The sequence below is a fragment of the Leucobacter musarum subsp. musarum genome (assembly GCF_001273845.1).
Taxonomy (GTDB): Bacteria; Actinomycetota; Actinomycetes; order Actinomycetales; family Microbacteriaceae; genus Leucobacter; species Leucobacter musarum.
Genome location: NZ_JHBW01000067.1, coordinates 131,472 through 152,870, shown reverse-complemented (window position 1 = coordinate 152,870; position 21,399 = coordinate 131,472). Strand labels below are relative to the sequence as shown.

Sequence of the window (21,399 nt, the reverse complement as noted above, 5' to 3'; positions counted from 1 at the left end):
AACGACCACCTGAAACCGCCCCGGGAAACGTACCGCAAAATAGAATTTCTCCTGTGCAACGAAAGGCGCGGAGCCCCTGGCGCGAGCCCCGGGCCCCGCGCGTTCGCGCCCGGGGCTCTACTCGAGGCGGGGCACGGGCACCGTGTCGTCGGAGGCCGGGGCGCCTGGCAGGTCGACGCGGAACGTCGCACCGCCACCTGGCGTCTCGTGGACGCTGACGGTGCCCCCGTGGGCGTCGACGATCGACCGCACGATGGCGAGGCCGAGACCCGAGCCGCCGGTTTCGCGGTTGCGCGACGTATCGGCGCGCCAGAAGCGTCCGAAGATCTTGTCTCGGATCTGTTCGGGCACGCCCTCACCGTGGTCCACGATCTCGAACCGGGCGACGGGCTTACCGTCAGGCTCAGGAGTGGGCGTCGACACCACGAGCTCGATGGGGCCGCCGTCGGGGGTGTGCCGCATCGCGTTGCCGAGCAGGTTCGTCATGAGCTGTCGAACCTTGTGCTCGTCGCCGATTACCGAGGGCTCGGCGGGGTCCGCGACCACCGTCACCTCGCGGTCGGGCGCCTGCGCGCGCGCATCGAGCGCGGCGTCCGTTGCCAGTTGGTTCAGCGGCAGGTGCGCGAGCTCGAGCGGGCGGCGTTCGTCGAGGCGGGCGAGTGCGAGCAGATCCTCGACGAGCGAGGTCATGCGGATCGCTTCCTTCTCGATGCGCTCCATCGCCTGTGAGATGTTCTCGTCTTCTTGCAGTGCGCCCATGCGATACAGCTCGGCGTACCCGCGCACCGAGACCAGCGGCGTGCGCAGCTCGTGGCTGGCATCTCCGATGAAGCGGCGCATGCGTTCGATGGTGCGGGCCCGGTCTTCGAGCGATCCGTCGAGCCGGTCGAGCATGATGTTCAACGATTGACCGAGGTGCCCGACCTCGGTGTGCGGGCTCGAGATCATGATGCGCTTGGAGTAATCGCCGCGAGCGATCTCGAGCGCGGTACGCTCGACCTCGGCGAGCGGGAGGAACGTCGCCGTGACGAGCAGGCGCGTGAGTGCGGCGCCGAGCAGAATCACCGCGATGCCGAACCCGGTGAAGATGATGATGTATTGCGCCACCGTCTGCGTGACGGGCGCAGTCGAGATGGCGACGAGCAGTGCGCCGCCGACCTGGCCCTTCTCAGTGATCGGCTTCACGACGCCGTTCCACTTGGTGCCATCCGCCGCGTAGAGCGGCACGATGCCGTTCGCCAGCTCATGCAGCACGGCGTCGGTCGAGAGCACGCCTTCGGGCACCACCGGCACGCTCTTGTCGTCGGCGCTCAGCGTGTTGTCGCGCACGATGTTGCCGTACGAATCGAGCTGAGCGACGTAGTAGCCCTGCGGTGCCTGCGTGATGTCTTGCGCACGCAAACCGTTGACATTTGCCAGCGGGCCGAGCGCATTGGTCGGGTCGGCGCGCAGACGCTCAAGCGCCTGCGTCTGATTCGAGCTCAGCATGGGCTGCAGCACGGCGAGCGTGCCGACCCCCGCGACGATCAACCCGAGAAAGAGGATGAAGACCGTGACGCCGGTGATCTTCGCGCGGAGCGAGATGTCGGCCCAACGCTCGGTCCAGTTGGGCCGAGCCACGCTACTTCGCTTCGGTCTTCAGCATGTACCCGAAGCCGCGCTTGGTCTGGATCAGTGAATCCTCGGTGAGCGGATCGAGCTTGCGACGCAGATACGAGATGTACGACTCCACGATGCCGGCGTCGCCGTTGAAGTCGTACTCCCACACATGATCAAGGATCTGTGCCTTCGAGAGCACGCGGTTCGCATTCTGCATCAGGTAGCGCAGCAGCTTGAACTCAGTGGGGGAGAGCTCAACGGAGGCGCCCTGCACGGTGACCTCGTGCGTATCCTGATCCATCGTGATGGGCCCGACGCTGAGCACCGAATCCTCATCCTCCTGGATCGTGCGACGCAGCACGGCCTTGATGCGGGCGATAATCTCATCCAGGCTGAACGGCTTCGTGACGTAGTCGTCACCACCAACAGTGAGACCCTCGACCTTGTCTTCCGTGTCGTCTTTTGCCGTCAGGAAGATGATGGGGGCGGTGTAGCCGGCAGATCGCAGCCGCTTCGTCACGCTGAACCCGTTCATGTCGGGCAGCATGACATCGAGCACGATGAGGTCGGGTTCCTCTTCGAGCACGGCCGAGATGGTCTGCGCGCCGTTGCCGACCGCGCGCACTCCGAACCCGGCGAAGCGCAAGCTCGTGCTGAGCAGCTCGCGGATGCTGGGTTCGTCGTCGACGATGAGAATCCGGGGTCCCTTTGGCTGAGTGTTCATGCGTCTCAGTCTCTGATTGTTTGCTATGAAGTGGCTGGAAATGATTGCGGATCGGGGCCCAAGCGTGTTCGCGCTGAGCGCACGCGCCGACCTCCCGTTAGGCGTCGACCGCTCACTCTGCGACGAGCTCGTGCGCCCAAGGCGGATTCGCCCCGACGCGCGATGAAGTGATGCCGGCGGCGCGGACGGCGAACTCGAGTGCGCGGGTGACGTCGTCGCGATCCGGCACCGACGTCGATCGCAGCAACGCCGCGAGCGGACCGTCGAGCACTGCGGCCAGGAGGGCGGCCATGAACGAGTCGCCCGCTCCCACCGTGTCTGCGACGACGATGCTCGGGGCGGGCGCGGTGAAGGCGTCGGTGGCGGTGCGGGCGAGGCACCCCGCCGCGCCGCGCGTCAGTACCGCGAGCTTCGCACCGAGCGACACGAAGTGCTCGAGCACGTCGTCGGCCGACTTCCCGGGGTACAGCCACTCGGCGTCTTCGTCGCTCAGCTTCACGATGTGGCTCGCAGCGGCGAGTGATTCGACCTGTCGCAGTGTGTCGGCGTGATCGACCATGAGTGCGGGGCGGATGTTCGGATCGTAGCTGAGCAGGGCGTCTGCCGCGGAGGCGAAGGCGCGCACAACCGTGTCTGATCCCGGTGCGAGAACGGCGCCCAGTGACCCGGTGTGCACCAGTTCGACGCCGTCGAGCGGGGTCTCGGGGAGAGCAGAGTCGAGCGTGAACTCGTACTGCGCCTGTCCGGCCTCGTTCAGCACCACCTCTGCCCGAGATGTCGTGGCGCCGGTGACGGGTTCGGGGAACGCGACATCAGAAGCGCGCAGGTGCTCGGCGATCAACGCTCCGTGCGCGTCGTCGCCGAAGCGAGCCGCCAGGCGCGTGGGGACCCCGAGCCGGCTGAGCCCGACGGCAACATTGAGTGGCGATCCGCCGGGAAACGCGGTGCCGTCGATCACATCGACGAGGGCTTCGCCGAAGACGACGGCGCGGGGACTCTGGGGTGGTCGGGTGATGCCCGAAGCTGCATTGCTCATCAGAGCGCAGTGTACCCGCCATCGATGACGATGGACTGCGCCGTCACGTAGGACGAGGCGTCCGAGGCGAGAAACACGACGAGCCCGTGGAGGTCGCCAGGGTCGCCCATGCGGCCGAGCGGGATGCGCGACGTCCAGTCGGCGGCGAGCTCGGGGTTCGACTCGGTGAACTGCTTCGTCATGTCCGAGAGAAAATACCCCGGTGCGATTGCGTTGACGCGAATGCCGTTGCCTGCCCACTCGACGGCGAGTGACCGGGTGAGATGATCGACTGCCGCCTTGGACGTGTTGTAGGCGGTTTGCTGCTGCGGCACGTTGACGACCTTGGCCGACATCGATGAGACGAGGATCGCCGAGCCCGGCATCTCTGCGGCCATCAGGCGGCGCGCGAACACCTGGGCGACGAAGAATGTGCCGTCGACGTTGATGGCCTGCAGGCGGCGCCACTGGGCCGCATCGATGTCGACCGCCGCTTCGAGCAGCGTGATGCCCGCAGCAGTGAGCAGAATCTGCGGTGTTCCGATCTCCGCGGTGACACGGTCGAAGGCCGCCTCGATCTGGTCGGGATCGGTCACGTCGGTGGTGATGCCGATCGCGCGCACGCCAAACTTCTCGGCCAGTTCCTCTGCGTGCCCGGATACCTCTGGGAGTATGTCGAGCAGAGCGACGTGAACTCCCTGACCAGCGAGGGCTTCTGCGAGAGAGAAGCCGAGGCCACGCCCTCCGCCGGTGATGACGGCGGTGCGCCCGCGCAGATCTTCGAACTTCATGAATCGCTCCTCTGTGCGGAATCGGTTGGGGTGGCGTCGGCGATCAGTGCTTGGGCCATGATCGCGTCGCAGGCGAGGGAATGGACGAGGCCGCTCCGCAGCGCTGCCCGCACAGCGACGAATTTGAGCGGGCCGCCTGCGACGGCGAGAACATGGGGGACGCGGCGGAGTCCGTCAGCGTCGATGCCGATGCTCTGTTCCGTGGCTTGCTCGATGACCTGTCCATCGACGTCGAGGAGCACGGCACCGAGGTCGGCGCGGACGCCGGCCTCGAGCAGCGAATCCCTGATTCCGAGTTGATCGGCGAGCATCGACACCTGCGAATCTTCGGGGTTCCAACTCCCGATGCCGACGACGGCGGTGGTGACCTCGGCGAAACGCGAGAAGGTGTCGCGGGCCGCAGGTTCATCGCGCAGCAGCTCAGCCGATTCTGCGGTACGGGTGAGCAGCGGGGCGAGGAGGGCGTGTGGGGTGCCGCCGGAGACGCGTGCGGCGCGACGAACGAGTTCGACGCCGCTCTCGTGCAACCCTGCTGCGACTCCCTCGAGCTGCACCACGTCTACCGGCGGCAGCTGTTCACAGGCTCGCACCATTTGCCGGAGGGTGCGGCCGGCTGCGAGTCCGAGCACCTCACCCGGACGGAGGACCTCCTCGAGGAGTCGTGCAGCGGCGGTACCGAGCCGCTCCTTCATCGTGGTGTCTGCGCCGCTGGGTGCGTGTACAACAATTGCGTGACGAAGTGAGTACGCGCTGCGCAGCTGTGCGGAGAGTGTCAGGTCGATATCGTCGGGCGACGCGATCTCGAATCGGACGACCCCGCGCTCTCGCGCTTGCTCGAGCAGGCGGGCGACGACGAACCTCGAAATGCCCAGCTCATCAGCGATTTCAATGCGCGAGAGTCCATCAATGTAGTGGCGCGTCGCCACCAGGGCCATGCGTCGCTCGGATTCGCTCATCGGGCACTTTCGTTGGGCTGGTGGTGCGGGTCATCATGACTGTAGCACCGCTCAAATGTGCGTAAGTGTTTCTCAGATGTTACAACTCATGATAGAAACCTATACGGGCCGCGAACGCTGCGGCCCAGAGCCGGAACGACGAGAAACCTCCGCTCGCCGTGGAGAGAGGTGCATGCATCATGAGTGACTTGCAAGCCAACGAGCCTGCGACCGCAACTGCGGGCGCGCTGCTCGAGTGCGCGGGCATCATCAAAGGCTTCGGTGGAGTTCCGGTGCTCCGCGGAATCTCGCTGACGCTGGAAGCAGGCACGATCACCGCACTCGCGGGTGAGAACGGCGCCGGCAAGTCCACGCTGATGAAGATCGCATCGGGCCAGTACCGCCCCGATGCCGGCACCGTGCACGTGCAGGGCACACCGCTTCCCGCAGGCAATGCGCAGGCCGCGCACCGTCTCGGTGTCGCGATCGTTCCGCAGGAGCTTGCCTCGATCCTCGAGCTCTCCGTCTACGAAAACCTCTTCATCGGGCGTGAACTGCGGGGGCCGCTCGGGTTGCGCCGCGGCGCGATGATCGATGAGGCGCGGGATCAGCTCGCGGTGTTCGGCCTCGACATCGACCCGCGCACGCGTATGGGTGACCTGCCCGTCGGAATTCGCCAGATCATCGAGATCGTCAAGGCGACGAACACCGGCGCCAGCGTGATCCTCCTCGACGAGCCGTCGAGCGCGATCTCCGAGCGCGAGGTCGGCCGATTGCTCGAGGTCATGGACATGCTGCGCAAGCGCGGCGTTGCGCTGCTCTTCACGACGCACAAGATGGAGGAGATCCGTGCGATCGCCGACCGGGTCATCGTGCTGCGCGATGGTGACCTGGTCGAGGATCAGCCGCTCGCGAACCTCACTGACGACGACATCGTGACGGCGATGATCGGACGCGAGCTCGAGGACCTCTTCCCCGACCGGGGCGTTCCCTCTGATGAAGTGCTGCTCGAACTCGATGCGCTGCAGGTTGCGGGCGCTGCCGAGCCCATCACGCTGAGTGTGCGCCGCGGAGAAATTGTGGGCCTGGCCGGGCTCGTCGGGGCCGGTCGCACTGAGCTCATGGAGACCGTCTTCGGCGTGCGCCGCTCCGAGAGCGGCCAGGTGCGCGTGCGCGGCGCGAAGGTGAAGCCTGGGGAGCCGTCAGCCGCGATCAACGCCAAGATGGCCCTCGTGCCTGAGGACCGCAAGGGGGCCGGAGCCGTACTGCCGATGTCGGTACTCGACAACGGCACGCTGCCGGGCCTCGGCCAGTTCTCGATCGCCGGCTTCCTGCGCCAGCGGGTGCGCCGAGCGAAGATCTCAGAGGTCATGGATTCGGTGCGCCTGCGCAGCCGTGGCCTCGATCAGTCGCTGGAAACGCTGTCGGGCGGCAACCAACAAAAGGTCGTGCTCGCCCGGTGGCTCACCGACGACGTCGACGTTCTGCTGCTCGACGAGCCGACGCGCGGCGTCGACGTCGGTGCGCGCAGCGAGATCTACCGCATCATCGTCGACCTGGCGGCGAGCGGCATGGCCGTGCTGATGGCGTCGAGCGATATGCCCGAGATCCTCAGCCTGTCGCACCGCGCGCTCGTGCTGCGCGACGGCGCTGTCGCCGGAGAGCTCTCCGCCGACGACCTCTCCCGCGCCGAGGTGCAGGACCGAATCTTCCGCCTCGCCAGCGGACTCGAAGCCACTGAAGCGGGAACGGCCGCCGAGGCCCCGCGAAAGGACGCATGACATGTCGAACCCGACGAAGACTGAAGTGATGCGGACGGTGTCCGAGAGCGGCGATCTGCGCCGATTCTCGGCCCCCTGGTTCCGCGAACTCGCGATCCGCTACGCGATGGTGATCGTGATGCTGCTCATCATCGCCTTCTTCCTCTACCGCAGCGCGCGCTTCGGCACCGTGGACAATGTGACGACGATTCTGATCGCCGCCGCTCCGTTCGCGCTCATCGCGCTGGGGCAGACGCTCGTGATTCTCACGGGCGGCATCGATCTGTCGGTCGGCAGCGTGATCGCGCTGAGTGCGATGGCGGCGGCCGTTACGGCGAAGGCCGCGCCGGATCAGCTCTGGCTGGCCCCGGTCGTCGCCGTGGCCGTCGGGTTCGCCGCGGGGTCGGTCAACGGCTTCGTGGTCTCGGTGATGAAGGTGCCTCCGTTCATCGCCACGCTCGGCATGCTCACGCTCGCCAGCGGCCTGGCATTCGTGCTCGGCGACGGCGCCCCCATCAACGGCCTCCCCGCCGACTACGGTCAGTTCGCCAACACGCGCGTCTTCGGCCTCACCGTTCCCGTGATCCTGATGATCATCGCGATCGTCGGCTTCGGTCTCATCATGCGTCGCACGAGCTACGGCCTGCGCGTCTACGCCGTCGGCGGCAACCCGCTCGCCGCGCAGATCGCCGGTGTGAAGACGGGCCGCGTGCTCTTCAGCGTCTACGCCATCAGCGGCGCGCTCGCCGGGCTCTCGGGCATCATGCTCTCGTCGCGAGTGATCAGCGGATCGCCGAACCTCGGTCAGGGGTACGAGCTCGACGCGATCGCCGCCGTCGTCATCGGCGGCGCCAGCCTCATGGGCGGTCGCGGCACCGTCTGGGGCACCGCGCTCGGTCTGCTGCTGATCCAGACGCTCAACAACGGCCTCGACATCCTGACCGTCCCCGCCTACTGGCAGGACGTGATCAAGGGCGTGCTGATCGTCGCCGCCGTGGCGGTCGACGTCTGGGCCAGTAAGCGACGGCGATCCTAAACGTCGCCGTGCCTCGCGGATGAGGCACGGCGCTCCCTCTCACCGCACTACCCAACACTGAAATGGAGTTCCCCATGAAGTTCACCTCCCGAATGACCCGCAGCTTCGCGGTCGTCGTGGCCGGCGCGGCAGCGCTGTCGCTCGCGGCTTGTGGCGCCGGCGATCCTGCAGCGCAGCAGGGCGCGGATGACAGCGGCAAGGAGCGCGTCACCATCGGTGTCAGCGTCTACGACATGTCTTCCTTCATCACCGAAGGCAAGGAAGGCATCGACCGCTACGCCGAAGACAACAACATCGAGATCCTCTGGAACGTCGCGAAGATGGACGTTTCCACGCAGGCGACCCAGGTCGATCAGTTCATCCAGGCCAAGGTCGACGCGATCATGGTCGTGCCGGTGCAGGCTGACACGCTGCAGCCCCAGGTTGCCGCGGCGAAGGAAGCCGGCATCCCCTTCCTCGACGTCAACGCGACCCTCAACAACGAGGACGTCGCCGGCAGCGTGCAGCCCGATGACGTGGCCGCAGGTGCTCAGGAAGCCGAGATGATGATGGACGAGCTCGGTGGCAAGGGCAACGTGGTCATTCTGCAGGGCCCCCTCGGCGGCTCGGGCGAGATCAACCGCGGCGCCGGTATCGACCAGGTGCTTGAGAAGAACCCCGACGTCAAGGTGCTCGCCAAGGACACCGCGAACTGGAGCCGCGACGAGGCCGTCAACAAGGTCAAGAATTGGATCTCGGCATTCGGCGATGACATCGACGGCGTCATCTCGCAGAACGACGACATGGGCCTCGGCGCCAAGCAGGCGCTGCGCGAAGCCGGCATGGACGATGTTCCGGTCGTCGGAATCGACGGCATCGAGGATGGCCTGAACGCCGTCAAGAGCGGTGACTTCATCGGCACCTCGCTGCAGAACGGTACCGTGCAGCTCGCGACCGGCGTGGCCGTCGGCGCGGCGATCGCTCGAGGTGAAGACGTGGACAACAACCTCGTCTACACCATGCCCCCCATCACGAAAGAGAACGTCGAGGACGCGCTCGATCACGTGGTCAACGATCGCCCGGCCTTCCTCGACGGTCTGAGCGACCTGATCGCCGAGAACCTCAAGACCGGCGATATCGCCTACGAGGGTCTTCCCGGCCAGGAAAAGTAACACATGATCAGCGGCGGTTCGCTCCCGGGCAGGGGAGCGGGCCGCCGCTGTCAGTTTCCGTGCGGAGCAGCGAGTAGCGAGAGTGCTGAAGCGCGATCGGTGATGAGCGTCGTGACGAAGCCGGCGCGCAAGACCGCGCGCAGTGCCGCGTGCTTCTCGGCGCCGCCGGCCACAACGACGATCTCGGGGATGCTCCGCAGCACCGAGAACGGAATCGCGATGGTGCGGTCGTCGAGCGCGGAAACACGTTCTCCCGCTTCGTCGAAGAGCGAGGCGCCGACGTCGGCGCGCACGCCGCTCGCGATCAATGCCTGCGCCTCGGGTTCGGTGATCGAGTCGACGAGCTGCGACACCACGGGAACCCAGCTCCCGAGCGCGAGCATGGCGCGCGTCACCTCGGGCATGCGTGCCAGTGTCTCGGCGACGCCGGTCTGCCGCTCGAGTACGGTAGCGGCCTCGGCATCGGAGGCCACGAGGGGGACATACAGCGGTGCGGGGGCACCCGTCGAGATCGCACTGACCGCGCGCACCAGATCGCCTGCGGTCTCGCCGGGCGGGCCCGAGAGTCCGGTGAGCTGCACGACGTCGCAGACGGGCAGGGCGTTGAGGTGGCGTGGGATCGCCCCCAGTGTTCGACCGCTCGCGAATCCGAGCACTTCGCCGGCGCGCACCGATGACTCGAGATACTCGGCGGCAGATCTGCCCAACGCGTCGTGCAGTTCGGTGGTTTCTTCGCCATCGTCGGGGAGGGTCACGCATCTGATCTCGCGCAGCCCGTATCGCCGCTGCAGTTCGGCGACTTCATCGCGCGCGAGAGCCTGGGGGTCGCCGATGCTGATGCGCAGCACACCGAGTTCGCGGGCCTCGGTGATGAGGCGGGCGACGCGGAATCGAGACATGCCGGTTCGTGCAGCGAGCTCGACCATCGGCACGTCGTTGATGAAGTGTTCGCGGGCGACGTGGGCCATTTCGACGAGTCGGTTGGGGCCGGGCTCCATGGGCGTCTCCTCTCGAGGGGTCATCCTCTCACATCGCGGGGTTCGCGCCGGGCCGATCGCCCTGCACGAAGTCGCCTCATTCCGCCCGAGGCGATAGAATGAATGCAACAAATGAGAGATTAGGTCAATCATATGAGCGCAACCGCAGCAGACCTCGTGCAGCACGCCAGAGACGCGATCCTTCGCGAATCTCAGGCCCTCGCCAATCTGGCCGAGCAGATCGATGTCGACTTCGCCGAAGTCGTCGACGCCGTACAGCGCTGTACGGGCAAGATCGTGACCACGGGCGCCGGCACCTCGGGCATCATGGCCGAGCGCCTCGCCCATCTCCTGTCGGTGTCGGGCACCCCGTCGTTCTATTTGCCGTCGCAGGATGCGCTGCACGGCGGCATGGGCGCGGTCACACCAGACGATCTCGTCATCGCCTTCTCGAAGGGCGGCCAGTCAACCGAGCTCACTCAGCTCGCGGAGCGCCTCGTCGAGCGCGGCACCGACGTCATCGCGGTCACGGAACGTCCGGATTCGCCGTTCGCCGCCGCCGCGTCGCGGGTGGTGCACATTACGACCGACCCGCTCGAGGCCGATGCCGGTGGGCTCATCGCCCTCGGCAGCACGCTCGTCGCGGGAGCCTGGGGTGACGCGCTCACGGTGACGCTGATGGGTCTGCGCGGATTCAGCTGGGAAGAGGTCGTGCAGATCCACCCCGCGGGAATCGTGGGCCAGCAGCAAGATCTGCCCGACGCCGTCTCGGTTCCGGTGCAGGAGGCGCAGGCATGATCTCGGTCGTGGCCGGCGTCGACACGTCGACCCAGTCGTGCAAAGTCGAGTTCTTCGCGATCGCCGACGGGCGCCGGGTCTCCGGGGCCTCCGCGCCGCATCCTCCCGTCGCCCCGCCGCGCAGCGAGCAAGATCCGCGCGCCTGGTGGTCAGCATTCGTCAGTGCGTTCCGCGCGGCGCTCGCCGAGGCCGGCCCCGTGCGCGTGCAGGCGATCTCCGTCGCCGGTCAGTGCCACGGTATGGTGCCGCTCGACGCAGGCGGCGATGTGATCCGCGACGCCAAGCTGTGGAACGACACGACGACCGACGCCGAGTTGCGCAGCCTGACGGCACGCATCGGCGCTCAGCAGCTCATCACCGCGACCGGCTCCCTGCCGACCGCGGCGTTCACGCTGAGCAAGGTGGCCTGGTTCGCGGCGCACGAGCCTGAGAACTTCGCCCGCCTCGCGACGATACTGCTGCCCCATGATTACCTCACGTACCGGCTCACGGGCGCCTTCGCGACCGACCGGTCGGAGGCATCGGGAACCGGCTACTTCGACCCCGCGGCCAACGTGTACCTGCTCGACCACCTCGCACTCATCGACGACTCGCGCGACTGGGCGAGCATGCTGCCCGAGGTGCTGGCGCCCGAGGGCGTCGCAGGGTCGACCACTGCCGAGGCGATGGTCGAGCTCGGGATCACCGAACCCGCGCTGGTCTCTGCTGGCGGCGGTGATCAGCACGCTTCAGCGCTCGGCCTCGGCATTGCTGAGGGCGACGCGGTCTTCGCGTTCGGCACTTCGGGTGTCGTCTTCTCGACAACCCCCGATCCGGTGCGCGACCCCAGTGGGCTCGTGAACGGCGTCGCAAACCTGACCGGTGGGTTCCTGCCCCTCGTATGCACGCTGAACGGCGCAAAGGTCGTCGATACGTTCGCGCGCCTGATGGGAACGAACCACGACGAGCTCTCGGAACTCGCGCTCGCCGCCGGCCAGGAGGGGCCCGTGCTCGCTGCGTTTCTCGACGGTGAGCGCACGCCCAATCGCCCGCTGGCTGCCGGACTGCTCGCCGACCTCACGACCGAGACCACGCGCGAGCAGTTGGCGCGCGCGGCATACGAGGGCGTGGTGTTCGGGCTCGTTGCCGGCCTGTCGCACGTCGAACGCTGCGGGGTGCGCACCGACGGTGAGGTCATCGCAATCGGCGGCGCCGCGCGATCATCAGCGACCCGGCAGATCCTCGCCGATGCGCTGGGTAAACCGGTGCATCTCGTTGACGCCCCCGAAGCGGTCGCGCGCGGGGCGGCCGTGCAAGCGGCATCGGTGGTCACCGGGGCGCCGATTGCGGAGCTCGCTGAGAGCTGGAAGCCGGAGCGCCGCGTATCGGCCGAACCACGGCGTGGATCGTCCGAGCGCTTCGCCCGATACTCCGAGGTCGCCGCAGTCGAATCGCTCGACCGGAGTCGGGCATGAGTGTGGCCGCTGATCGCACGCGTCAACTCGCTGCGCCACTGCCGCACGCCGACTGGGTCGCGGAACTCCCCGACGGCGCGGTCTACGCCAGTCTGTATTCGGCGCCCGAGGCCACGCGCGACGAAGTCGCGGCTCGGTTCGTTGGCGCCGGTCTGCCGATGCACCTCGATGTCATCATCGCGCGCGATGAGCGCCACGGTCTCGTGCATCTGGGCATCGCGCCCGAACTGATCGTGACACTCGGCGAGCGCCATCCCGACGCGCTGCTCGAGGTGCACGTGATCGTGCTCGCCGCGACGGTCAGTGACGATGATGTGCGCGACGAGATCGGTCGCGTGCTGGTCTGCGCGTCGCGGGCCGGAGCGCAACGCGTCGCCCTGCCGACACCGCATGCTGCCGACTTCGAGCTGAGCGCCGCGTTCCGCGCTGCGGGCGGCGAGATCTGGTCGGTCGTGAATCCCGAGGACGAGCTCGAGGCGCATCGGCACCTCGACGGCGACGAGGCTACCACCGGCACGCTCGTCATGCTGATCGAACCCGGCACCCGGCAGTCGGCCCGCCCCGAACTGCTCACGCGAGTCTCCGCCCTTGCCCCGTCGACCCGCGTCGGCATCGACGGCGGCGTCGACGCCGACCTCGCCGCCCGCGCGCTCGCGCTCGGCGCGCATCACGTGGTCGTCGGTCGAGCACTGCTCGGCCCGTCGCGACCCGAAGCATTCCCATCAGCATCACCCCAAGGAGAAGCCTCATGACCACCCCCGAGATTCCGCAGCAGATGCGCGCGAGCGTGCTGCTCGGCACGCGCGAGCTCACCATCGAGCAGCGTCCCGTTCCCACGCCGGCAGCCGATGAGGTGCTCGTGCGCGTGGGCGCGGTGGGCGTGTGCGGCTCCGATGTCCACTACTTCCGTGAGGGGCGCATCGGTGACTTCGTCGTCGACGGCCCGCTGGTCCTCGGCCATGAGGTGGGCGGCGTCATCGTCGCCGTGGGCTCGGGCGTCGACCCCGCACGCGTGGGTCAGCGCGTCGCCATCGAGCCCCAGCGCCCCTGCGGCCACTGCCGCGAGTGCCGCATCGGCAAGTACAACCTCTGCCCCGATATGGAGTTCTACGCGACGCCGCCGATCGACGGCGCTTTCACGGAGTTCGTGACCATTCAGTCGGTGTTCGCGCACGACGTGCCCGACTCGGTCACCGACGAGGCCGCTGCACTGCTCGAGCCGCTCTCCGTTGCGATTACCTCGGTGCGCAAGGCTGGCATCGCGCCGGGATCGACGGTGCTTATCGCCGGTGCAGGACCGATTGGCATCATCACTGCCCAGACCGCCCGCGCGTTCGGTGCAGGCGAAGTCATCGTCTCCGATCTCGTCGAGGAGCGCCGTGAGCGGGCCCTGAAATACGGCGCGACCCGCACCATTGACCCGCGCACCCAGAACCCCGCCGACTTCGGCCTGCCGATCGACGCCTTCATCGACGCGAGCGGTGCCGCTCCCGCGGTGCAGTCGGGGATTCGCGCGGTGCGCCCCGCGGGTACCGCGGTGCTCGTCGGCCTCGGCAATCCCGAGATGACCCTGCCGGTCGAAGACATCCAGAACCGCGAGATCACGGTGACGGGCATCTTCCGCTACACCGAGACGTGGCCGGTGGCGATCCAGTTCGTCGCGAACGGGCAGGTCGATCTCGACTCGCTCGTCACCGGGCGCTTCGGCCTCGACGAGGTCGAGCAGGCGCTTGAGAGCGACACGAACCCCGACAGCCTGAAGTCGGTCGTCTACCCCGGTCGCTGATCCGCCGACGCCTCGATCACACACTTTCCACACCAGAAACACACGAAAAGGACACGCACATGACTACGTTCAGCCTCGAGGGCAAGACCGCCCTCGTCACCGGTGGCAACCAGGGCCTCGGCAAGGCCTTCGCCTTCGGGCTCGCCGAAGCCGGCGCGCGCGTCGCGATCGCCGGTCGCAGCGCCGAGCGCAACGCGCAGGTCGTCGCCGAAGCCGCGGCCGCCGGATACGAGTTCGTCGCGATCACCGCCGACATCACCGATGATGCGCAGATCACCCGCATGGTGGAGGAGGCCAAGGCCGGCCTCGGGCAGATCGACATCCTCGTCAACAACGCCGGCACCTGCTTCCACGGCGAGTCGTGGGGCGTCACCGACGAGCAGTGGGACGCGGTGTGGGATCTCAACGTGCGCGCCCTCTGGAAGGCGAGCATCGCGGTCGGCGAGCACATGCGCGAGATCGGTGGCGGCTCGCAGGTCAACATCGGGTCGATGTCGGGCCTCATCGTGAACCGTCCGCAGATGCAGCCGGCCTACAACGCGTCGAAGGCCGCCGTGCACCACCTCACCAAGTCGCTCGCGGTCGAGTGGGCGCCCCTCGGCATCCGCGTCAACGCGGTGGCACCGGGCTACGTCAAGACTGAGATGGCTCCGGTCGACAACCCCGAGTTCCAGCGCTACTGGATCGAGGACGCGCCGCAGCAGCGCTTCGCCCTGCCTGAGGAGATCGCGCCGAGCGTCGTCTTCCTCGCGAGCGACGCCGCATCGTTCATCACCGGGTCGGTGCTCGTCGCCGACGGCGGCTACACGGCTGTCTGATGGGTGACGTGCAGAACGCCGTGCGACGCATCGTCGTGAACGCGGCAGACGACATTCGTGTCGAAGAGGTTGCGGCGCCCGTCGCCGGCGCGGGCGATGTGCTTGTGCGCTCCACCATCGTGGGCATCTGCGGCTCGGACGTGCACGCCGCGCACGGTCGCCACCCCTTCATGTCTCTGCCGTTCTGGCCGGGGCACGAGGTGATCGGTGTCGTCGAGGCGGCCGGGGCCGACGCTCCCGCTGAGCTCGTTGGCAAGCGCGTCGTGGTCGAGCCGAACCTCGCGTGCGGCGAGTGCACGCCCTGCCAGCGCGGCCGCTACAACATTTGTGCGACGCTCGACGTCTTCGGCTGCCAGACTCCGGGCGGCATGACGGATCGCTTCACCATCGCCGCAGACCGCGTCATCGAGCTGCCCGACGATCTGAGCGACCGCGAGGCCGCCCTCATCGAACCGCTCGCAACGCCGGTGCACGCGGTGCGCCGCGCCGGCGACCTCACCGGTGCGCGCGTCGTGGTGCTGGGTGCGGGCCCGATCGGACTCTTCGTCTCGATCGCCGCGCTCCACGCCGGCGCATCGCACGTGGTCGTCGCCGACCTGCTCGGGTCGAAGCGCGCACGCGCCGAGCGACTCGGGGCGACCGGCAGTTTCGACTCGAGCGCGCCCGATGCGGTGGACGTCGCCCTGCGCGAGCTCGGTGGTAAAGCCGATGTGGTCTTCGACTGCGTCTCGCGCGAGTCCACCGTGCGTCTCGCGATCGATCTGCTCGAAAAGGGCGGCACAGTCATGACCGTCGGCGTGCCCGCGGGCCCGACGACGATCGACCTCGAGCTGATCCAGGATCGCGAGATCGGGCTGCTCGGCAACCTCATGTACGTGCGTCAGGACGTCGAAGCGGCGATCGAGCTGCTGCGGGAGCGGCGTCTGCCGCTCGACGAGCTCGTGACCGCCGTGTTCCCGCTGGAGCAGGCGCAGCAGGCGTTCGACGCGTCGAACGATCCTGAGCAGGTCAAGGTGCTCGTGGAGGTCGGCGCATAGTCACCTTCGCGTACACGCCAGAGGGCCGGTGGCCGAGGAACTCCTCGGCCACCGGCACTCTTCCATTCGCGTTCAATCAGCCCTGATCGCGCGCTCCCGAGCGCAGCCCGTGCGTGAGCGTGTGCGTGGCCGGGAGCTGCGCGAACAGCGTTGCCTGCAGCGCATGGTAGAGGTCGGGCTTGCCGCTCCAGGTGCCGCTCGCGGGCGCACCGTCGACGTCGAGCTCATGGATCCAGCTCCCGTCGGTCTCGATGTGGTGCTCGGCGGCGTACGCCCAGAAGCGTGCGTACCAGTCGGCGTACTCCGAGTTGCCGGTCACCCGGTAGAGCACGGCCGAGGTGCCGATGGCCTCGGCGATCACCCAGTGGAAGCGGTGGTCATTGAGGATGTTCCCGCTCCAGTCAGTGCTGAAGGCGAAGCCGCCGCGATCCTCGTCCCACGCATCGGCGAGCGCGCGCCGGAACAGGTTCTGCGCGGCGTCGATCAACCACGAGTCTGACTCGCCGAGTGCGGCGCGCTGCGCCGTCTCGAGCGCCACGATGAGCCGCGCCCACTCGAGCCAGTGGCCCACCGTCGCGCCGTAGGGGCGGAAGTGGCTGTCGGGTGAGTCGGCGCCGTACTCGGGGTCGGGCGTCCAATCCTCGAGGTAATGCTCGGGCAGACGCCACTCGTTCTGCGCCGTGACCTCGCCGATAAGGCGGCGCACGATCGCGGTCGATCGCTCGATGTGTCGGGGGTCGCCGTCGGCCTCGTACGCGAGCAGGCCCGCCTCCACGAGGTGCATGTTGGGGTTCGCGCCGCGATACGGGTCGAGCGTGGTGAACTCGCGGTCCCACGTGTCGGCGTACATCTGCGGCCCCGGCTCCCACCAGCGCTCCAACTCGGTGAGCACATCGGCGTAGAGATCGTCGGCGTCGAAGCCGGCGAGCTTCGCCGACGCAGCGGCGAGCAGCACGAATGCATGTCCGTAGCTCTCTTTCAGCGCCGAATTTGCTGCAGGATCAGCCGCGCCGACCGTGACGAACCATCCGCCATCGGCCGTGTCGCGCAGTGCGCCCGAGCGCAGGAACGCGAGCCCGTGCTCGACGCGTTGAGCCTGGCCGGGGAACCCGAGCAGGTGTCCGAGCACGGCGCAGTACGTGTAACGACCGGCGAGCCAGAGCTGCGAACCCTCGGCGGTCACGGGTCGGCCCGCATCGTCGAGCCAGGAGAAACCCGCCTCAGGGTCGAGCGCCGGCTCGGAGAATTCGAGCAGCAGGCGAGTCTGCTCGTCGAGCCACGCCCGGTGTTCGGGGGTATCGATGGAGAAGTGCGAGTCGGTCATGCGCAGCCTTTCGAAACGACGCTGCGCCGGGGAACGGAGGAGTGATCCTGCCGTGCCCCGGCGCAGCTCAGTGCGAGAACTTCGTGAGAAGCCCTGCGGTTGGTTACTTGTCGTATTCCTTCACGATGTCGAGCAGGCTCGGCACGTTCTTGTACGCCTCAGCAGCGTTCTCCTTCGTGACGATCACCGGATCGAGCAGGTACGAGGGGATGACCTTCGAGCCGTTGTCGTACTGCTCGGTGTCGTTGACGTCGACCTCTTCGCCCTTCTGGAGCTGGCCGACCATCTTGACGGCCTGCTCGACGAGCAGCGTGGTGTCCTTGTTGATCGTCGAGTACTGCTTGCCCTCCATGATGGAGCGCACCGACTCGACCTCGGAATCCTGGCCGGTGACGACGGGCAGCGGCTTGCCGGCCTGCTCGACGGAGGTGAGGATCGCGCGGGCGAGGGTGTCGTTCGGCGAGAGCACGCCGTCGAGCGTCTTATCGCTGTAGGTCGCCGTCAGCAGGGTGTCGGTGCGGCTCTGCGCGTTCTCCGCCTTCCAACCGGCGGTTGCCGTCTGCTGGATGTCGGTTTGACCCGAGCCGACCACGAGGGTGCCGTCGTCGATCTTCGGCTGCAGCACATCCATCGCGCCGTTGAAGAAGACTGCCGAATTCGCGTCGTCGGTCGAACCCGAGAACAGCTCAACGTTGTAGGGAGCGTCGTGATCCGAGCGCTCCTTGAGCCCGTCGAGCAGCGCCTGGCCCTGCAGCTGGCCGACCTTGAAGTTGTCGAACGCGACGTAGTAGTCGAGCGCATCGGTGTTCTCGATGAGGCGATCGTAGGCGATCACCGTGGCGCCGGCATCCTTCGCGGCCTGCACCTGGGTGCCGAGCTGCTTGCCGTCTTTCGCGCCGATGATGATGACCTTCGCGCCACCGGTGACCATCGCCTGAATCTGGTTCTGCTGCTCGGCGACGGTGTTCGATGCCGGTGCGTACTGCACGTCGGCCTTGAAACCGGCTTTCGTCAGGTCGTCGGTGAAGAGCTTGCCCGCGAGCACCCAGTTCTCACTGGTCTTGTCGGGCAGCGCGACGCCGATGGTCGAGCCGGCCTCGAAGCCGGTCGCGGTTTCGGAGGAATCGGACGAGCCGCCGGCATCGCTGCCACCGCGCTCCGAAGAGCAGCCGGTGAGCGCCAGTGCCGCCGCGGCGAGCAGCGCGCCCGTCGAGAGGAGGATTCTCTTATTCATTGATTCGATTCGCTTTCTGTCATCTTCTGGTGGCACTCGTCATCGAGAGCCGGGTTCCCTCGTCGCGCTGTCGTCGGCGGGAGAAGTTTGGGGGGAGGCGTCGCTGGGAGTGGGGGCCGCGGGCGGCGCCTGCTCCATGGCACGGGCGCCGATGGGGGTGGTTTCGACGGAGCCGAATTCGCCGGCGGGAGTGCGCTTCTTCGTGAGGAAGCCGATCACCGAGGGGCGGCCCTGCTGCTTGTTGTACGCATCGATGCCCACGGCCACGAGCAGCACGGCACCCTTGACCATCTGCACGGTGTCGGCACCGAAGCTGAGCAGCTGCATGCCGTTATTCAGGAAGGCCATGACGAGACCGCCGATGATCGAGCCGATCACGGTGCCGATGCCACCCGATACCGCAGCGCCACCGATGAACACAGCCGCGATGGCGTCGAGCTCCCAGCCGTTGCCGTCTTGCGGGCCGGAGGCCTGTGAACGGGCGACGAAGATCATGCCGGCCACGGCGGCGAGCACCGACATGTTCATCATCACGAAGAAGTCGACGCGGCGATCTTTGACGCCCGAGAGCTTCGCCGCCTGGCGGTTGCCGCCGACCGCATAGATGTGGCGGCCGAACACCGTGTGGTTCGTGACGAAGGAGTAGAGGATCACGAGCGCCAGCAGAATGAGACCCGAGACCGGGAAGCTGGTGCCGGGGCGACCGCTGCCGAAGAGGAGTGCTGCGCCGATGATGACGGCGCAGAGCAGCACCACCTTGGTGACACTCACCCAGAGGGGCGCGCGATCCGCCCCCATCTTCTTCTGCTGACGGCGGATGCGCCATTCGAAGAAGACCAGCCAGGCCGCGGCCAGCACACCGAGAATCAGCGTGGGCACGTTGTAGGGGATCGGGATGCCGCCGATCTCGGGGAGGTAGCCGGCACCGATCACCACGAACTCCTTGGGCACCGGCACCGAGATCGAGTCGCCGATCCACTGGTTCGCGCCGCGGAAGAAGAGCATGCCCGCGAGCGTGACGATGAAGGCCGGAACGCCGACGTAGGCCACCCAGAGGCCTTGCCACGCGCCGACGAGGGCGCCGAGCACGAGGCCGAGAATGATTGCGGCCCACCACGGGAAGTTCCACTCCGCCATCGACTTTGCGACCACGATGCCGACGAACGCCGCGACCGAGCCGACAGACAGGTCGATGTGGCCCATGATGATGACCATCACCATGCCGATCGCGAGAATCAGGATGTACGAGTACTGCTGCATCACGTTGATGACGTTGCCCGGTGAGAGGGTAAGCCCGTGCGAAGCGATCTGGAAGATCAGGATGATCGCGATGAGGCTGCCCAGGATGCCGAACTGCCGCAGGGTCGAGGTGCCCCCGCCGAACATCTTGCGGATGTCGGTGAAACGGAAGCCGCGCTGCTCCGTGGTGTCGGTGGTGGTCATGCGTGTGCCTTTACATTCAGCGACGTCATGCTGCGCATGAGCGTCTCGGGAGTGGCCTGGTCGGCGGGGATGCAATCGGTAATGCGGCCCTCGAACACCGTGTAGATGCGGTCGCAGATGCCGAGCAGCTCGGGGAGCTCGCTCGAGATCACGACGACGCCCTTGCCGGCGTTCGCGAGCTCGTTGATGATCGAGTAGATCTCGTACTTCGCGCCAACGTCGATGCCGCGGGTGGGTTCGTCGAGGATGAGCAGGTCGGGGTCGGTGAACATCCACTTCGCGAGCACGACCTTCTGCTGATTGCCGCCGGAGAGGCTCGCGACGCCGTTGTTGACGTCGGGGGTCTTGATGCGCAGCGACTTGCGGTAGCGCTCGGCGACGATGCGCTCCTCTTGTGCATCGACCATGCCGCGGTGGGTGATCTTCGAGAGTTTGGCGGCGACCACGGAGCGCTTGATCGAGTCGAGCAGGTTGAGGCCGAGCGACTTGCGATCCTCGCTCACGTAGGCGATGCCGTGCTTGATGGCTGCGGGGACGTCGGGGACGTGGATCTCAACGCCGTCCTTGATGATCGTGCCAGAGATGAAGCGACCGTACGAGCGGCCGAAGACGCTCATTGCGAGCTCCGTGCGCCCGGCGCCCATGAGGCCAGCGATCCCGACGACCTCGCCGCGACGCACGTCGAAGCTCGACCCCTTGGAGACGAACCGCTCGGGCACCGTGGGGTGCTGCACCACCCAGTCGCGCACCTCGAAGAACACGTCGCCCGGGTTCGGGGTGCGGTCGGGGTAGCGGTGCTCGAGCGAGCGACCGACCATGCCGTGAATGATGCGGTCTTCGTTGATGCCGCCGTGCTGCACGTCGAGGGTCTCGACGACTCGGCCGTCGCGGATGATCGTGATGTCGTCGGCGATCTGCTCGATTTCGTTGAGCTTGTGGCTGATGATGATGGAGGCGATGCCGCGCTCGCGCAGATCGCGGATGAGTCCGAGCAGGTGTGCGGAGTCGCTGTCGTTGAGCGCTGCGGTCGGCTCATCGAGGATCAGCAGGCGTACGTTCTTGTTCAGCGCCTTCGCGATCTCGATGAGCTGCTGCTTGCCGACGCCGAGGGTCTTGATGGGGGTGTCGGGATCTTCGCGGAGCCCGACGCGGTGCAGCAGCTCGGCGGTGCGCGTGCGCGCCTCCTGCCAGTCGATGCTGAGACCGCGGCGCAGCTCGTTGCCGAGGAAAATGTTCTCGGTGATCGAGAGCTCAGGGATGAGAGCGAGCTCCTGGTGAATGATCACAATGCCGGCCTCTTCGCTGGCTCGGATGTCGCGGAAGCGCATCTCCTGGCCCTCGACGATGATGTCGCCGTCGTAGGTGCCGAAGGGGTAGACCCCGGAGAGCACCTTCATGAGCGTCGACTTGCCGGCGCCGTTCTCGCCGCAGATCGCGTGAATCGTGGCGGGGCGCACGGTGAGCGAAACGTTCGAGAGAGCCTTGACGCCTGGAAAGACCTTGGTGATGTCGCGCAT

Annotated in this window: 19 protein-coding genes; 9 read left to right on the top strand and 10 right to left on the bottom strand. The window is 67.0% G+C overall.

Annotated features, from left to right (window positions below; genetic code table 11):
• Nucleotides 1-117 precede the first annotated feature (117 nt).
• The 5 genes from CH42_RS06100 to CH42_RS06080 form a co-directional block, all read right to left on the bottom strand.
• Nucleotides 118-1,620: a sensor histidine kinase gene (locus tag CH42_RS06100; RefSeq protein WP_053352325.1), complete on the bottom strand. Its 1,503-nt coding sequence runs from the start codon at nucleotides 1,618-1,620 to the stop codon at nucleotides 118-120.
• Between the two features lies 1 nt (nucleotide 1,621).
• Nucleotides 1,622-2,323, bottom strand: coding sequence for a response regulator transcription factor (locus tag CH42_RS06095; protein ID WP_053352324.1), 702 nt, complete (start codon nucleotides 2,321-2,323; stop codon nucleotides 1,622-1,624).
• A gap of 112 nt (nucleotides 2,324-2,435) precedes the next feature.
• On the bottom strand, nucleotides 2,436-3,359 hold the full coding sequence (locus tag CH42_RS06090) for a carbohydrate kinase family protein (RefSeq protein ID WP_053352323.1): 924 nt from the start codon (nucleotides 3,357-3,359) through the stop codon (nucleotides 2,436-2,438).
• The gene (locus CH42_RS06085; protein WP_053352322.1) at nucleotides 3,359-4,129 is read right to left on the bottom strand and encodes an SDR family oxidoreductase; all 771 of its coding nucleotides are present in this window, start codon (nucleotides 4,127-4,129) and stop codon (nucleotides 3,359-3,361) included. Before CH42_RS06085 ends, CH42_RS06090 begins: the two co-directional genes overlap by 1 nt.
• Complete coding sequence (locus tag CH42_RS06080) at nucleotides 4,126-5,085, bottom strand: sugar-binding transcriptional regulator (RefSeq protein ID WP_075205262.1); 960 nt, start codon at nucleotides 5,083-5,085, stop codon at nucleotides 4,126-4,128. Before CH42_RS06080 ends, CH42_RS06085 begins: the two co-directional genes overlap by 4 nt.
• Nucleotides 5,086-5,264: 179 nt before the next feature.
• Here CH42_RS06080 and CH42_RS06075 point away from each other — a divergent pair, with 179 nt between their 5' ends.
• From CH42_RS06075 to CH42_RS06065, 3 genes are all read left to right on the top strand, one after another.
• The gene (locus CH42_RS06075) at nucleotides 5,265-6,845 is read left to right on the top strand and encodes a sugar ABC transporter ATP-binding protein (protein ID WP_053352321.1); all 1,581 of its coding nucleotides are present in this window, start codon (nucleotides 5,265-5,267) and stop codon (nucleotides 6,843-6,845) included.
• A gap of 1 nt (nucleotide 6,846) precedes the next feature.
• Entirely contained in the window at nucleotides 6,847-7,860 is a 1,014-nt protein-coding gene (locus tag CH42_RS06070) for an ABC transporter permease (protein ID WP_053352320.1), read from the top strand.
• 74 nt (nucleotides 7,861-7,934) lie between these two features.
• On the top strand, nucleotides 7,935-9,011 hold the full coding sequence (locus CH42_RS06065; protein ID WP_053352319.1) for a substrate-binding domain-containing protein: 1,077 nt from the start codon (nucleotides 7,935-7,937) through the stop codon (nucleotides 9,009-9,011).
• 50 nt (nucleotides 9,012-9,061) lie between these two features.
• Here CH42_RS06065 and CH42_RS06060 read toward each other — a convergent pair whose 3' ends face one another.
• A complete protein-coding gene (locus tag CH42_RS06060) occupies nucleotides 9,062-10,009 on the bottom strand; it encodes a sugar-binding transcriptional regulator (protein WP_053352318.1) in 948 nt (315 codons plus the stop codon).
• Between the two features lie 132 nt (nucleotides 10,010-10,141).
• On the opposite strand from CH42_RS06060, the gene CH42_RS06055 reads away from it, so the two are divergent.
• Genes CH42_RS06055 through CH42_RS06030 form a run of 6 tightly spaced genes read left to right on the top strand, consistent with a single transcriptional unit; the run spans nucleotide 10,142 to nucleotide 15,881 of the window.
• Nucleotides 10,142-10,786, top strand: a complete 645-nt coding sequence (locus CH42_RS06055) for a KpsF/GutQ family sugar-phosphate isomerase (protein ID WP_053352317.1) — start codon at nucleotides 10,142-10,144, stop codon at nucleotides 10,784-10,786.
• The gene (gene xylB, locus CH42_RS06050) at nucleotides 10,783-12,240 is read left to right on the top strand and encodes a xylulokinase (RefSeq protein ID WP_053352316.1); all 1,458 of its coding nucleotides are present in this window, start codon (nucleotides 10,783-10,785) and stop codon (nucleotides 12,238-12,240) included. The genes CH42_RS06055 and xylB overlap by 4 nt, the downstream gene beginning before the upstream one ends.
• Complete coding sequence (locus CH42_RS06045) at nucleotides 12,237-12,992, top strand: hypothetical protein (RefSeq protein WP_156322484.1); 756 nt, start codon at nucleotides 12,237-12,239, stop codon at nucleotides 12,990-12,992. The genes xylB and CH42_RS06045 overlap by 4 nt, the downstream gene beginning before the upstream one ends.
• Entirely contained in the window at nucleotides 12,989-14,026 is a 1,038-nt protein-coding gene (locus CH42_RS06040; RefSeq protein WP_053352314.1) for an NAD(P)-dependent alcohol dehydrogenase, read from the top strand. The genes CH42_RS06045 and CH42_RS06040 overlap by 4 nt, the downstream gene beginning before the upstream one ends.
• Before the next feature lie 59 nt (nucleotides 14,027-14,085).
• On the top strand, nucleotides 14,086-14,844 hold the full coding sequence (locus tag CH42_RS06035) for an SDR family NAD(P)-dependent oxidoreductase (RefSeq protein WP_053352313.1): 759 nt from the start codon (nucleotides 14,086-14,088) through the stop codon (nucleotides 14,842-14,844).
• On the top strand, nucleotides 14,844-15,881 hold the full coding sequence (locus tag CH42_RS06030) for a zinc-dependent alcohol dehydrogenase (RefSeq protein WP_053352312.1): 1,038 nt from the start codon (nucleotides 14,844-14,846) through the stop codon (nucleotides 15,879-15,881). The genes CH42_RS06035 and CH42_RS06030 overlap by 1 nt, the downstream gene beginning before the upstream one ends.
• A 76-nt stretch (nucleotides 15,882-15,957) precedes the next feature.
• Here the strand turns inward: CH42_RS06030 and CH42_RS06025 are convergent, their stop codons facing one another.
• The 4 genes from CH42_RS06025 to mmsA form a co-directional block, all read right to left on the bottom strand.
• Complete coding sequence (locus tag CH42_RS06025; RefSeq protein WP_053352311.1) at nucleotides 15,958-17,205, bottom strand: AGE family epimerase/isomerase; 1,248 nt, start codon at nucleotides 17,203-17,205, stop codon at nucleotides 15,958-15,960.
• A 103-nt stretch (nucleotides 17,206-17,308) separates the two neighbouring features.
• Nucleotides 17,309-18,439 (bottom strand): substrate-binding domain-containing protein, encoded by a 1,131-nt coding sequence (locus CH42_RS06020; protein ID WP_053352310.1) that lies wholly within the window; start codon nucleotides 18,437-18,439, stop codon nucleotides 17,309-17,311.
• Between the two features lie 39 nt (nucleotides 18,440-18,478).
• Nucleotides 18,479-19,882, bottom strand: coding sequence for a multiple monosaccharide ABC transporter permease (mmsB, locus tag CH42_RS06015; RefSeq protein ID WP_053352309.1), 1,404 nt, complete (start codon nucleotides 19,880-19,882; stop codon nucleotides 18,479-18,481).
• Entirely contained in the window at nucleotides 19,879-21,399 is a 1,521-nt protein-coding gene (gene mmsA, locus CH42_RS06010; RefSeq protein ID WP_053352336.1) for a multiple monosaccharide ABC transporter ATP-binding protein, read from the bottom strand. The genes mmsB and mmsA overlap by 4 nt, the downstream gene beginning before the upstream one ends.

What these genes read in the sequence shown, in the direction of transcription:
- CH42_RS06090 (WP_053352323.1), bottom strand. Translation starts at nt 3,359, where the DNA reads ATGAGCAATGCAGCTTCGGGCATCACCCGACCACCCCAGAGTCCCCGC.
- CH42_RS06040 (WP_053352314.1), top strand. Translation starts at nt 12,989, where the DNA reads ATGACCACCCCCGAGATTCCGCAGCAGATGCGCGCGAGCGTGCTGCTC.
- CH42_RS06045 (WP_156322484.1), top strand. Translation starts at nt 12,237, where the DNA reads ATGAGTGTGGCCGCTGATCGCACGCGTCAACTCGCTGCGCCACTGCCG.
- CH42_RS06085 (WP_053352322.1), bottom strand. Translation starts at nt 4,129, where the DNA reads ATGAAGTTCGAAGATCTGCGCGGGCGCACCGCCGTCATCACCGGCGGA.
- CH42_RS06055 (WP_053352317.1), top strand. Translation starts at nt 10,142, where the DNA reads ATGAGCGCAACCGCAGCAGACCTCGTGCAGCACGCCAGAGACGCGATC.
- CH42_RS06030 (WP_053352312.1), top strand. Translation starts at nt 14,844, where the DNA reads ATGGGTGACGTGCAGAACGCCGTGCGACGCATCGTCGTGAACGCGGCA.
- CH42_RS06020 (WP_053352310.1), bottom strand. Translation starts at nt 18,439, where the DNA reads ATGAATAAGAGAATCCTCCTCTCGACGGGCGCGCTGCTCGCCGCGGCG.
- CH42_RS06060 (WP_053352318.1), bottom strand. Translation starts at nt 10,009, where the DNA reads ATGGAGCCCGGCCCCAACCGACTCGTCGAAATGGCCCACGTCGCCCGC.
- CH42_RS06065 (WP_053352319.1), top strand. Translation starts at nt 7,935, where the DNA reads ATGAAGTTCACCTCCCGAATGACCCGCAGCTTCGCGGTCGTCGTGGCC.
- mmsB (WP_053352309.1), bottom strand. Translation starts at nt 19,882, where the DNA reads ATGACCACCACCGACACCACGGAGCAGCGCGGCTTCCGTTTCACCGAC.
- CH42_RS06070 (WP_053352320.1), top strand. Translation starts at nt 6,847, where the DNA reads ATGTCGAACCCGACGAAGACTGAAGTGATGCGGACGGTGTCCGAGAGC.
- CH42_RS06075 (WP_053352321.1), top strand. Translation starts at nt 5,265, where the DNA reads ATGAGTGACTTGCAAGCCAACGAGCCTGCGACCGCAACTGCGGGCGCG.
- CH42_RS06025 (WP_053352311.1), bottom strand. Translation starts at nt 17,205, where the DNA reads ATGACCGACTCGCACTTCTCCATCGATACCCCCGAACACCGGGCGTGG.
- xylB (WP_053352316.1), top strand. Translation starts at nt 10,783, where the DNA reads ATGATCTCGGTCGTGGCCGGCGTCGACACGTCGACCCAGTCGTGCAAA.
- CH42_RS06080 (WP_075205262.1), bottom strand. Translation starts at nt 5,085, where the DNA reads ATGAGCGAATCCGAGCGACGCATGGCCCTGGTGGCGACGCGCCACTAC.
- mmsA (WP_053352336.1), bottom strand. Translation starts at nt 21,399, where the DNA reads ATGCGCGACATCACCAAGGTCTTTCCAGGCGTCAAGGCTCTCTCGAAC.
- CH42_RS06035 (WP_053352313.1), top strand. Translation starts at nt 14,086, where the DNA reads ATGACTACGTTCAGCCTCGAGGGCAAGACCGCCCTCGTCACCGGTGGC.
- CH42_RS06095 (WP_053352324.1), bottom strand. Translation starts at nt 2,323, where the DNA reads ATGAACACTCAGCCAAAGGGACCCCGGATTCTCATCGTCGACGACGAA.